Genomic DNA, 12886 nt, shown 5'->3' on the forward strand with positions numbered 1-12886 from the left:
GGCCGTGGCGGTCAGGGCCGGGCGCGGGTCACTCGGCGGGGACGGTGGTGGAACGGCGGATCAGGATGCCGCCGGCGTAGGTGCGGGCGCGTACCTCTACGGTCTCGTCCGACGTGCCGGGGCCGTCGGAGGTGTCGAGTTCGTTGCGAACCCGGCCGGACACGGACTTCACGTCGAGCCAGGCGGCCGTACCCCTGCGGATGCCGACCTCCAGGTCACCGGAGGCGGACTCGATCACCACCGAGCCGCGTACGACCTCGCCGATGCGGACGTTGCCGTTCGCGGTCTTGGCCGTCACGGGACCGAGTGCCCGGTCGACGGAGATGTCACCGTTGGCCGCGTTCGATCGCAGGTCACCGGTGACCTCGCCGATGGTGATGTCACCGTTGGAGTTCTTGATCACCGCTCGACCGGCGATCCCGCGGATCTCCACGTCGCCGGAGTGGGTGGTGACCTCGGTGTCGCCCGTGGTGTGGCCCACCGTGATCCGACCGCTGCTGGTGTGCGCGTGCAGCGCGCCGGTACGGTCCAGCCCGATGTTGCCGAGACTGGTCTTGAACCGGCACTCGCCGAGCCGACCCTCGGTGTCGAAGTCCGCCAGCGAGGCGTAGGCGCGCACGTCCGAGCCGGTCGGCAGCTCGACGGTCAGGTCGACCGACCCGACCTTGTTGCTGAAGAGCGTACGCAGCTTCGGTGCCTTGACCAGCAGCTTGCCGTCGGTGAACTCGACCCGCGTCTGCTCGGCTGCCTTCACGTCGAGCTCGTTGGAACGGTCGTTCGGCTGGACCTCGACCACCGTCTCGCCGCGGTCGTTGGCGGTGATCCGGGCGCGGCCGACAACGAGGTCGATCGTCGCGGAGATGGGGCCCGGGGTTTCGAAACTAGGCATGGCGGTGCCCTCCTGATGGGTCTGGTGGATGTCTTACGAGGTGGCGGGGTTGGAGCAGTGATGTGACGGATGGCGATCCGTGGCTAGCGGACCCAGCCGGTGTAGTGCTGTCCGGCCCAGTTGTTCTGCCGCTCGGGCTGGCGGTCGCGTTCCTCCTTCGCGAGCGAGGCGGCGGCGACCCGGACCAGCCAGGCGTTGACCGAGAGGCGTTCCCGACCGGCGGCCTCCTCGATCCGGGTCTTGAGCTGCTCGGGCAGGCGGAAGTTGATCCGCGAGACGGCGCCGTCGTCGGCGTCCGGCGCGGGGGTCGGTGCGGCGGCCGTCCGGGGCTCGGTCGGGCTTTCGTACGCGTCGAAGCTGTCCCCGGGCAGATGTCCCGGCGCCAGTGCGGCCGGTGGTGGCGCCACCACGAACTCCGGCTCGCCGCCCCGCAGGCGGAGGTCCACGGAGCCCGGTGCGAGGTCGCGGGTGATCTCGTCCGCCGCTGCCGACAACGCGTCGAGCAGGGTGAGCCGGACGGCCGACTCCAGCGGCGCGGTCAGGCGCTCGGCGAGGGCGCGGGCGTCGTCGCCCCCGGCCTCGGCGGCGACCGCGAGCTGCCGCCGCAGGTTGTCGACGTACTGCGTGATGTCCATGGCACCATCATGGCACCACGATGGCGCCATGGCAAGCCACATCTGGCGCCGCTGGCGCCGGATGGCGCACTGTTGGCGCCAACATGGCATCAGGCGGTGCCAGGTGCCGTCGAGCTGGCGCCACCCGGTAGCGGTTCCGATCGCGTTATGATGTGCGGGCGCCCCACGGGGCGCGGCCCGGGTCGAGAGGCGCTGCGACGGATTCCATCCGCCACGCTCGATCTGTGGCCAGACACAAGGGCGCCTCCGAGCAGGAGGTGCCCTTTTTGGCATCTTCTGCCGCGCTGCGGGCTACCACCGTCGCGGCGCCGTACCGGTGCGGACCCCGTCCCACCGACCTCCAGCATCACGGAGTACGGAAGAGGAATCCATGAACGCACGACTGCAAGAGATCAACGGTGTCGAATTCGCGGTGGCGGACCTGTCGCTCGCTGCAGCGGGACGGCACCAGATGCGCCTGGCCGAACACGAGATGCCCGGCCTGATGGCGATCCGGCGGGAGTTCGCCGACGCCCAACCACTGCGCGGAGCACGGGTCGCGGGCTCACTGCACATGACCGTCCAGACCGCCGTGCTCATCGAGACCCTCGTCGCGCTCGGCGCCCAGGTCCGCTGGGTCTCGTGCAACATCTTCTCTACCCAGGACGAGGCCGCCGCCGCGGTTGTCGTCGGCCCCGGTGGCACGGTCGAGGCGCCCAGCGGTACGCCGGTGTTCGCCTGGAAGGGCGAGACCCTGGAGGAGTACTGGTGGTGCACCATGCAGCTGTTCGACTTCGGTGACGGGCAGGGCCCGAACATGATCGTCGACGACGGGGGCGACGCCACGCTGCTCGTACACAAGGGTTTCGAGTACGAGAAGACCGGTGCCGTGCCGTTGCCCGACGAGGACGACCACGTCGAGTACAAGCTCATCCTGCAGACCCTCGCCGACAGCCTGGCCAGCGACAACCAACGCTTCACCCGGGTCGTCGGCCAGATGCGCGGCGTCACCGAGGAGACCACCAACGGCGTCGGTCGGCTCTACCGGCTGGCCCGCAGCGGCCAATTGCTGTTCCCGGCCATCAACGTGAACGACTCGGTGACAAAGTCGAAGTTCGACAACAAGTACGGCATTCGCCACTCGCTCGCCGACGGTCTCAACCGCGCCACCGACGTGATGCTCGGCGGCAAGCTCGCGGTCGTCTGCGGCTACGGCGACGTCGGCAAGGGCGCGGCCGAGTCGCTGCGCGGTCAGGGAGCGCGGGTCGTGGTCACCGAGATCGACCCGATCTGCGCGCTACAGGCCGCGATGGAGGGGCTCCAGGTCGTCGAACTCGAAGACGTGGTGTCGACCGGGGACATCTTCATCACCACCACCGGCGGCACCGACATCATCATGGCCGAGCACATGGCGAAGATGAAGCACAACGCGATCGTCGGCAACGTCGGCCACTTCGACCTCGAGGTCGACATGGCCGGCCTGGCCCAGACTCCGGGCATCGAACGGGTGGAGATCAAGCCGCAGGTGCACGAGTGGCGCTTCCCGGACGGACACTCGATCATCGTCCTCTCCGAGGGCCGGCTGATGAACCTCGGCAACGCCACCGGCCACCCGAGTTTTGTCATGTCGAACTCGTTCACCAACCAGGCGATGGCGCAGATCGAGCTGTTCACCAAGCCCGGTGAGTACGCCAAGGACGTCTACGTACTGCCCAAGCACCTGGACGAGAAGGTGGCCCGGCTGCACCTCGACGCGCTCGGCGTACGCCTGACGACCCTGACCAAGAAGCAGGCCGACTACCTCAGCGTCGACGTCGAAGGCCCCTACAAGGCGGACCACTACCGTTACTGACCCGGCGGAGCCCGCTCCGGGAGCCGTCGAGGCTCCCGGAGCGGTCAGGTCGCCTGGAGCGTGAGTGCGGTGCCGACCGTGTTCGGCACGAACGCGTCTCCGAAGCGGGCCGCCATCGCCCGCTGCGCTCGCCACCCGGTGCAGTGGGCGGGAAGGAGTACGGAGGGCGCCATCTCGCCGAGGTCGGTCAGGACCCTCGGGATCAGCGCGGGCCACGCGGATCGGGGGCCCCGAGTTCGTCAAGGCGATGGAGTACGTGCAGAGCGCGGAGTTCTTCCCCGGCAGTCGACCGCTGCGGGGCAGCGCGGGTGTGCCGGGACATGGCGGATGTCCGGCTGCGCCTGATCCGTCGCGAACCGGCCCCTCCCGGGTCGTGCCGACCGAGCTGGTCGTACGCGAGTCCGCCTGAGTGACCGGGACGATCTCGCTTGTGGAGGATCGACCGCAAGTTACCGGTAATGCCCTGGAAGCACGGCCTGGTCTACCGGCCTCGTTTCGGTGCTCCCGTCGATCGTCGCCCGTCGTGTCGTGCCTGTTCACGTCGGCCTCCGGCGGGGAGACCGCGCCGGGCGGTAGCTCCACCCGCCTCACGACCAACGCCCAGCAGCCATTGATAGTTTCTGAAACTTTCCGCTAACATCGACCCACGCAACTGTTCTGTATGATCCAGAAGATGACGTGCCAGGCATGTTGGCGCTGCCTGCCCATGTCGCCTGATGGATGGTCAGAAGACGCCAGGTCGATGCTGTAGCGGTTTGCCCCTCCGGGCGGTGGGCGCCGCTATGAGCCGGGCGAGGCCGGCGACTTCGCATCCGTGTATCCCGACCCGCGGGCTGGTTCTCCATGCCTGCCGGTCCATCCCTTCCCGAACCGTCCGGAGGCAACAGAGATGAGCGACACAACGGATCGTCGTGGCCGACAGGCCCGACTGAGGTCGGGGCCGCGGCTGGCCCTGGCACTCGGCGCGGCGGCAACCCTCGCCGTCGGCGCGACGATGGTCTTCGCCCCGACCGCCAGCGCCGGCACCACGCTCGGCGCGTCGGCCGCCGAGAAGGGCCGCTACTTCGGCACCGCGGTCGCGGCCAACAAGCTCTCCGACTCCACCTACGTCGGAATCCTGAACCGCGAGTTCAACAGCGTCACCGCCGAGAACGAGATGAAGTGGGACGCGACCGAGCCGTCGCAGGGCAACTTCAGCTACGCCAACGCCGACCGCATCGTCAACAGCGCCCGGTCCAACGGCCAGCAGGTACGCGGACACGCGCTGGCCTGGCACTCGCAGCAACCGGGCTGGGCCCAGAACATGTCCGGCACCGCCCTGCGCAACGCGATGCTCAACCACGTCACCCAGGTGGCCACCTACTACCGTGGCAAGATCGTCGCCTGGGACGTGGTGAACGAGGCGTTCGCCGACGGCGGCGGCGGTAACCGGCGCGACTCCAACCTCCAGCGCACCGGCAACGACTGGATCGAGGCGGCGTTCCGCGCCGCTCGGGCCGCCGACCCCGGCGCGAAGCTCTGTTACAACGACTACAACACCGACGGGCAGAACGCGAAGTCCAACGCCGTGTACGCCATGGTGCAGGACTTCAAGGCGCGCGGCGTACCGATCGACTGCGTCGGTTTCCAGTCCCACTTCAACGCCCAGAGCCCGGTGCCGAGCGACTACCAGGCCAACCTCCAGCGGTTCGCCAACCTCGGCGTCGACGTGCAGATCACCGAACTGGACATCGAGGGCTCGGGCACCACCCAGGCGAACAACTTCGCCCGTGTGGTGCAGGCGTGCCTGGCCATCACCCGGTGCACCGGGATCACGGTGTGGGGCATCCGGGACACCGACTCGTGGCGGGCGAGCGGGACCCCGTTGCTCTTCGACGGCAGCGGCAACAAGAAGGCCGCGTACACGTCCACGCTGAACGCGCTCAACAGCGGCGGCAACCCGATCACCACCCCGCCGACGCCGCCGACCACCACCCCTCCCACCACCACCCCGCCGCCGACTCCTCCGCCGACCACCACCCCGCCGCCCGGTGGAGCCGGCTGCTCGGCCACGTTGTCGAACAACGCCTGGACCGGCGGGTACGTGACCACCATCCGGGTCACGGCCGGCTCGTCGGGCACCAACGGCTGGACGGTCGGCGTGACGCTTCCGTCCGGCTCCACGATCACCAACGCCTGGAACACGACCCGCAGCGGTAACACCGGCAGCGTCCAGTTGAGCAACGTCGCCTACAACGGCCGGCTCACCGCCGGTCAGGTGACCGAGTTCGGTTTCCAGGGCACCGGTACCGCGCCGAGCGGTACGCCCACCTGCGCCGCGAGCTGACCCCCGACCGGCTCCGGTGCGCGGGGGCGGCGCCCTGCGCACCGGAGCCCACAGGACTGCTCGACTCGGCCACGACCGGACGCGTCGGCTCCGGCGAAGGAGATGGCCTGATGGACCGTCGATCGCCGGTCGCGGGCCCGGCGGGGTTCGGTGCCCGCACCGCCACCGGTCGCTGGGTGCACACCTGGGTGTCGATGCCGCAGCTCACCGAGCCCGACAACCTTCCGCCGCCACCGTTTCGCCGGGACAACCTGGTGTTCGCCGACGCCACCCTGCGGCAGACCGTCCGGCTGTCCGTCGGTGCCCGACGGCTGCGGCTGCGCTTCTCCAACGCCTTCGGCGGCGCCGTACTGCCGCTCACGGCCGTCACGGTCGCGCTGCCGGTTGGCGGCCAGGCGGGTGTCAGCGGCATCCGGTCCGGGACGTCCCGTACGGTGACCTTCTCGGGGCGGTCGTCCGTGTGCGTACCGGTGGGAGCGCAGGTCGTCTCCGATCCGCTGGACTTCGAGATCGCGCCCCGGTCGAACCTCACCGTCACCGTCCACCTGGGGCAGGGGCAGGCGTCGAACGACGTCACCTCGCACCCCGGCTCCCGGACCACCTCGTACCTCATAGCCGGCAACCGGGTCGCGGCGGCGGACCTGCCGGCGGCGACACCGGTCGAGCACTGGTACCTGCTCAGCGGGGTCGAGGCGTGGTGCGACCGCAGCACGGCGGCGGCGGTGCTGTTGGGTGACTCGCTCACCGACGGCCGCGGTTCCAGCACCAACATGAACGACCGCTGGCCGGACCGGTTGTACGACCGTCTCCGCTCCCACTCGGCCACGGCGCAGGTCGCCGTCCTCAACCAGGCGGCCGGCGGTAACCGGGTCCTGGACGACGGGCTCGGCCCGAACGCCCTCGCCCGGCTCGACCGCGACGTGCTGTCCCAGAGCGGCGTCGAGTGGCTGGTCGTGTTCGAGGGCGTGAACGACATCGGTACCGCCGAGGCCACCGAGGCGGCGCAGAAACGGGTGACCGATGATCTGATCTTCGCGTACGAGCAGATCCTCACCCGGTCGCACGCGCACGGCATCCGCGTGTACGGCGCGACCCTGCTGCCCTTCGGCGGCCACACCGGCTACGACGACCCGAGCGGCCTGCGTGAATCGGCCCGGCGGCGGGTCAACGACTGGATCCGTACCGGTTGCGGCTTCGACGCCGTGCTCGACTTCGACGAGGCGATCCGTGATCCACGCAACCCGAGGCGACTGTTGCCGGCCTACGACGGTGGCGATCACCTGCACCTGAACCCGACCGGTTACCGCGCACTGGCCGACTCCGTACCGGTCAGGCTGTTCCGGCGGGAGCCGCTGCCGCCCGGCTTCGGTTTCGACTAGGGCGAGCCGGACCCGACCCGGACCGACGACGCCCGCGCCCGTCGCGTCGGCCGACCACGCATGGGCGGGCACCCGGGTCCGTGGTGACCCGGGTGCCCGCCCGCGGTGTGCTCCCCGCGTCGGCCGCTGTTACCAGGCGGACGGTGCCGGCGGTACGACAACCGGCGGGCGGTCGTCGCAGGTGATGGTGTTCGGCAGTTCCCAGGCGGCGAGCCAAGGGCCGGTCGTGCCGCCCCCGTCGTTGCCGCCGAGATCGGTCACGGAGAACTCCGAGCCGGTGGGCGGGAAGTTGAACGACCCGCAGTTGTTGATGCCGACCGCACCGACGTTGCGGGCGTCGACGTTCTCGAACGAGGCAGATCCGGACACACGGGCGCTGAGCACCGAGGTGCCCGTACCGTCGACCCTGATGTCCTTGAAGTGGACGTTCCTGATGGAGTAGAGGTCCTTCACCGACCACTCGCTGACCATCATGATCGCGTTGTAGGTGCTGTCCAGGTAGTGGTCCCCGACGACCTGGATGTCCGCGTCGATGGTCTTCTCGAGCGCGTAGATCCAGATGGCGCCCAGGCCGATGTTCCAGTTCAGCTCGAACGTGCCGGCCCGGACCACGGTGTTGTTGGTGATCCACAGGTGGCCGGCGAACGGCTGCGCGCCGAAGCGGGAGCCGATCTGGATCCCGCTGCCCTCCCGGATCGGGTCGGCGACGAGGTTGTTCGAGACGGTGTTGTCCGTGCCGCCGTAGATCGCGATGCCGTTGGCGAGCGTCGGGGTCTGCACGGTGTTGTGGTCGAAGGTGTTGTTGGCGTTGGCGGTCGTCTCGGACCACATGGCCAGACCGTCGTCACCGGTGTTGCGGATGAAGTTGTTCGCCACCACCGAGTTCGTCACGCCGATGTGGAAGTTCAGCGCGTCGGCGATCTGGTCGACGATGACGTTGTTGGTGACCCGTACGTTGGTCATCGGACCGTCGAACCAGAGGCCGACCTTGGTGTGGCGGATGTGCAGGCCGTCGATGGTCGAGTTGCTCATCGCGCCGCCGATGCCGTTCACCTGGTCGGTGTCGATGCGCTCGCGCACGTCGCCCTCGATGGCGAACCCGGACAGGTGGACGTTGTCGCTCCCACCCTCCGAGGCGTCCTTGCCGTAGAAGCCCACACCGGTGTGTACGGAGCCGTCCGGTGCCGGGGGATCGAGGGCGACCTCACGGCCCTTGATGATGGTGTACCAGCTGCCGGCCCCCTCGATCGTCACGTCGTCCACGATGATGTGCCGGTTCACCTGGTACGTGCCCGGCGGTACGTAGACCTTGAGGTGGGTGAGCTTGGCGAAGGCGATCGCCCGGTCGAACGCGGGGGCCGAGTCGCGCCGCCCGGTGGGGTCCGCGCCGAAGGCCAGTACGTTCGCCGCGATCAGCCTGACCCGCGGCGGGGCGACGAGCTGCGAGTCGAGCAGGTCGATGACGGTCCAGGCGGCGTTGCTGCCCCCGGGCACCGTGAGTCGAACCTTGTCACCGGCGCGGTAGGTCTGGCCGAGGAGCAGGCGCTGCTCGTCGTAGAAGTGCATCGGGCGGAACGGCTTGGTGATCGTCGGCGTCGGGGTGGTGGCCGCCGGTACGCAGGCGCACTCGGTGATCCACCAGTCGGGGTGCAGCAGGTCCGCGTTCGGGTCGTTGGTGAACGAATACTGGTTGTAGAGCCAGGCGTACTGCGAGGTGAGCGTCATAGTCTTCGTGGACCCGCCGTTCACCGTGACGTTCAGCGGCGCGGTGATGCCGCCGCCGTTCGGCGCGTCCGGGATGCTGTACCGCACCGTGATCGCGTTGGCCGCCTTGGGCAGGGTGAACTCGACGTACTGCCCGGGGGTCAGCTTGACCGCCTTGCGCCCGGACGCCTCTGACGGCAGCGAGTACGCCGCCCGGTCCGGTCCGATCACCGCGCCGTTGGTGCGGGCGTTCTCGGCCTCCTGTTCGAGGAAGTCGACGTTGGCGCCCCGGCCGCTGACGAGGGACGGGTCGAGACCCGCCCGCGTCACGACCGGGGTCGGGCCGGATGGGGTCTTCGCGCCGGCGTAGGCCGTGCCGGCGCCGCCCCCGACGACCAGGCTGAGACCGATCACAGCCGCCGCCGCTACCCAGCGCGGCGGTCGCGTGGACCACCTCGCCGTACCTCCGATGATGCTCCGTGACATCGAATGACTCGTTTCTCTCGGGACGGTGACGTGTGCCGACGCTCAAAGGCGGAGCGTCCTCCGTGGTGGCCGCAGGGTCGTCACGCTACGTTCACAGACTTGAAACAGAGCTAGAGCCGTCATGTTATTGCAGAAATCTGTCAATATTCAAGCGCAACTTTGTCGTATATTTTGGGACCATTGTCGACATTCAAAGCGGATGTTCGACGCCCGACAGGGCGCCGCACCCTGCGGGCACTCCTCGGCGGTCAGCTTGTCGAGCCTCGAGTCGCCCGCGTGCTTGCCGCCCCGCTTCGGGTCCGTCGGACGGCTTCACACCCCATTCACCAGGGCGACGATCCCTTGTCGATCTTCAGTACGGCGTCCGCCGTAGCTTCGGGGCGACCATCGACAGCCCTGGGAGGGTGACTTGTGTCCATGACCCGGATCAGTGCCACGGCCGGTCTGGTGCTCGCGATCGTCGCGGGCACCGCGGGTGCCGTACCAGCAAGCGCCGCCACCGGCGCGGACCTGGTGACGGACCCGGCCAGCTACGTGGATCCCTTCATCGGCAGCGCCCGCGACGGCAACACCTGGCCCGGCGCGGTGCGTCCGTTCGGGATGATCTCGTGGAGCCCGACCAGCACACGTGGCGACCAGACCAGCACCGGCGCGGCCAACGGCTACCAGTACGACACCACGCGGGTGCGCGGGTTCAGCCTGACCCACGTCAACGGCGCCGGATGCAACCCCGGCGCGGCGGGTGACGTGCCGATCATGCCGTACGTCGGCACCGTCGACTCCTCGCCCACCGCGGACACCACCGACGCCAAGTACGCCAGCAACTTCTCGCACGCCGCCGAGTCGGCCGACCCGGGCCGCTACACGGTCACGCTCGACTCGGGGGTGAAGACCGACCTCGCGGTGAGCACCCGAGCAGGGGTCGGCGAGTTCGGCTTCCCCGCCGGCAAGCCCGCCAACCTGCTCTTCCGTACCTCGAACTCGCTCAACGGCAGCGAGGACGCGGAGATCGACATCGACGTCGCCAACCAGCGGGTGACCGGGTCCGTACTGACCGGTGCGTTCTGCGGCCGGCGGGCCAACGGCGGGGTGAACAACCGCAAGACGTACTACCGCCTCTACTTCAGCGCCACCTTCGACCGGCCGTTCGTCGGCAACGGTGTCTGGACCGACGCCACCCTCACCCCCGGCGGTGTCCACGCCACCGGCGGCGAGGGGTACGCCACCGGCGCCGACCGGGCCGGGCGCGGCTCTGGCGGATACGTCACCTTCGCCACCGGTGCCGACGCCGGCACCCAGGTACGGATGCGGGTCGGCATCTCCTACGTCAGCCTCGCCGGTGCCGAACTGAACCGGGACACCGAACTGCGGCCCGGCGCCACCGTGCAGACGGTCGCCGACCAGGGCTACCGGGAGTGGAACGAGCAACTGCGCGGGGTACGCATCGGCGGTGGTACGCCCGACCAGCGCACCACCTTCTACACCGCGCTCTACCACGCGATGCTCCAGCCGAACATCTTCAACGACGTCGACGGCCGGTATCTCGGCAGCGACATGGCCGTGCACAGCCTCGCCCCGGGACAGAAGGCCCAGTACGGCACCTTCTCCGGCTGGGACCAGTACCGTGCCCACATCCAGTTGCTCGCCCTGCTCAAGCCGCAGATCGCGGGTGACTTCGCGCAGTCGCTGTACCAGTTCGCCCAGCAGAACAACGGCATCTGGGACCGCTGGATCCACAACAACGGCTCCACCCACGTGATGACCGGCGACCCGGCCGCGCCGACGCTGGCCACCTTCGCCGCGATGGGCGTACGCAACTTCGACACCGTCGGTGCGTACGAGTCGCTGCTGCGGCAGGCGACCGTACAGAACCCGGACGCGGAGAACGACGGCGGCTGCCCCGGCCAGTGCACCGGCCAGCGGCCGGCCCTGGACCAGTACCTCGCCCTGCACTACGCGCCCCAGAACGCCTGCCACTGCTGGGGTGGTGCGGCCGAGACGCTGGAGAACTCGCTCGCCGACTTCTCCCTGGCCATGTGGGCGCAGCGGCTCGACCGGGACAGCGAGTACCAGACGCTGGCGCAGCGGGCCAACTGGTGGCGCAACACGTACAACTCCGCCGCCACGCCCACCGACGGCTACCAGCAGGCCCGTAACTCCGACGGCAGCTGGGCCGGGGGCTTCACCCCGTCCACCGACGTCGGCTTCGCCCAGGGTTCCAGTGCCACCTACACCTGGATGGTGCCGCAGAACGTGGCCGGACTCGCCGCGGCGATGGGCGGCACGGCGGACGCCGTACGCCGGCTCGACGGCTTCTTCCACGACGAGGCCGGCAACTGGGCGGTCCGGGGCGGCAGCGCCGTGCGGTACGACCCGACGAACGAGCCGGGCCTGCACGCACCGTGGCTGTACAACGGGCTCGGCCAGCCGTGGAAGACCCAGGCGACCGTACGCGAGATCGTCGACACCGTTTACGGCACCGGACCGTCCGGGCTGCCCGGAAACGACGACCTCGGCACCATGTCGGCCTGGTACGTCTTCGCCGCGATCGGCGTGTTCCCGCAGGTCACCGGGCGGGCGGAACTGCTCCTGGGTAGCCCGCTCTTCCCGACCGTGCGGATCGAACGGGACAACGGCGTGAAGCTCGTCGTCAACGCCCCGAACACCTCCGACACCCTCCAGTACGTCCAGTCCGTACGCCTCGACGGCTCGCCGTACGCGAAGTCGTGGCTGCCCGAGTCGTTCATCCGCGGCGGCGGCACCGTGAACGTGACCCTCGGCGCCGAACCGAACCGGAGTTGGGGCACCGGCGCCAACCAGGTGCCGCGGGACCGGGTGCCCGTACCGGGCGCCTGCGACGGTGTCGCGCTGCCGCAGCCGGCGCCGGGGACGCCGGGGCTGACCGGGGTCGGCTACTGGCCGCTGGACGAGAACACCGGCAGCACCACCGTCGACCAGGTCGCCGGCAACAACGGCACCCTGGTCAACGGACCGACCTGGACCGCCGGCCACAACGGCTCCGGCCTGCAGTTCAGCAATGGCAACCAGTACGTCGACACCGGCCGTACGATCCTCGACACGGCGGGCAGTTACACCGCCGCGGCCTGGGTGCGGCTGGACAATGCCAGCGGTGCCTTCCAGACGGTGGTGAGTCAGGACGCGGACCGTACCAGCGCGTTCTTCCTCCAGTACTCCGGCGGTGACCGCCGGTTCGCGATGAGTTTCGCGGGCGTACGGGCGGTCGCCCCGACGGTGCCGGTGGCGGGTCAGTGGTACCACCTGGTCGGTGTCCGGGACGCCGCCGCCGGTCGGCTCAGCGTCTTCGTCGACGGACAACTCGGCCGGCAGGTCGACGCGTGCGTCGGTGAGGCGTCGACCGGTCCGCTGGTGATCGGTCGGGGCAGGTTCGGCGGTGGCCCGGTCGACTACTGGGGTGGCGCGATCGACCAGGTGCACGTCTACGACCGTCCGCTCGGTGCGGCCGAGGTCAAGGCGCTCTACGACTCGGGTCGGTAGGCCCGGTCCGTCGTCGGGGGGGGGGGGGGGGGGCGGGGCCCCCCCCCCCCCGGGCGTCGCGGGCGTCGCGGCGGCGGGGGGGCCGGGGGGGGGCCCCGCCCCCCCGGGGCCCGGCGGCGA

At 69.6% G+C, this 12886-nt stretch carries 9 protein-coding genes and 1 riboswitch; of the genes, 5 read left to right on the forward strand and 4 right to left on the reverse strand.

What is annotated here, in order from left to right:
* Positions 1–28: 28 nt before the first annotated feature.
* Together AB0J90_RS12260 and AB0J90_RS12265 are read right to left on the reverse strand one after the other, a co-directional pair.
* A complete protein-coding gene (locus tag AB0J90_RS12260) occupies positions 29–889 on the reverse strand; it encodes a DUF4097 family beta strand repeat-containing protein (RefSeq protein ID WP_363594999.1) in 861 nt (286 codons plus the stop codon).
* Positions 890–972: 83 nt separating this feature from the next.
* Complete coding sequence (locus AB0J90_RS12265; RefSeq protein WP_363595001.1) at positions 973–1524, reverse strand: hypothetical protein; 552 nt, start codon at positions 1522–1524, stop codon at positions 973–975.
* A 178-nt stretch (positions 1525–1702) separates the two neighbouring features.
* Positions 1703–1777: riboswitch (S-adenosyl-L-homocysteine riboswitch) on the forward strand.
* 117 nt (positions 1778–1894) lie between these two features.
* On the opposite strand from AB0J90_RS12265, the gene ahcY reads away from it, so the two are divergent.
* Positions 1895–3355, forward strand: a complete 1461-nt coding sequence (gene ahcY / locus AB0J90_RS12270) for an adenosylhomocysteinase (protein ID WP_363595003.1) — start codon at positions 1895–1897, stop codon at positions 3353–3355.
* Positions 3356–3399: 44 nt separating this feature from the next.
* Here ahcY and AB0J90_RS12275 read toward each other — a convergent pair whose 3' ends face one another.
* On the reverse strand, positions 3400–3528 hold the full coding sequence (locus AB0J90_RS12275) for a hypothetical protein (RefSeq protein ID WP_363595005.1): 129 nt from the start codon (positions 3526–3528) through the stop codon (positions 3400–3402).
* 74 nt (positions 3529–3602) lie between these two features.
* On the opposite strand from AB0J90_RS12275, the gene AB0J90_RS12280 reads away from it, so the two are divergent.
* The 3 genes from AB0J90_RS12280 to AB0J90_RS12290 all read left to right on the forward strand — a co-directional run bounded on the left by AB0J90_RS12280 (position 3603) and on the right by AB0J90_RS12290 (position 7060).
* Positions 3603–3764, forward strand: a complete 162-nt coding sequence (locus AB0J90_RS12280; RefSeq protein ID WP_363595007.1) for a hypothetical protein — start codon at positions 3603–3605, stop codon at positions 3762–3764.
* Positions 3765–4244: 480 nt separating this feature from the next.
* Positions 4245–5681 (forward strand): endo-1,4-beta-xylanase, encoded by a 1437-nt coding sequence (locus AB0J90_RS12285; RefSeq protein ID WP_363595009.1) that lies wholly within the window; start codon positions 4245–4247, stop codon positions 5679–5681.
* Between the two features lie 110 nt (positions 5682–5791).
* Positions 5792–7060, forward strand: coding sequence for an SGNH/GDSL hydrolase family protein (locus AB0J90_RS12290; RefSeq protein ID WP_363595011.1), 1269 nt, complete (start codon positions 5792–5794; stop codon positions 7058–7060).
* 129 nt (positions 7061–7189) lie between these two features.
* On the opposite strand, the gene AB0J90_RS12295 is transcribed toward AB0J90_RS12290, so the two are convergent.
* Entirely contained in the window at positions 7190–9250 is a 2061-nt protein-coding gene (locus AB0J90_RS12295; protein WP_363595013.1) for a glycosyl hydrolase family 28-related protein, read from the reverse strand.
* 417 nt (positions 9251–9667) lie between these two features.
* On the opposite strand from AB0J90_RS12295, the gene AB0J90_RS12300 reads away from it, so the two are divergent.
* A complete protein-coding gene (locus tag AB0J90_RS12300) occupies positions 9668–12766 on the forward strand; it encodes a GH92 family glycosyl hydrolase (RefSeq protein WP_363595015.1) in 3099 nt (1032 codons plus the stop codon).
* The last annotated feature ends 120 nt before the right edge of the window (positions 12767–12886 follow it).

Source organism: Micromonospora sp. NPDC049523, from assembly GCF_040676775.1.
GTDB lineage: Bacteria > Actinomycetota > Actinomycetes > Mycobacteriales > Micromonosporaceae > Micromonospora_G.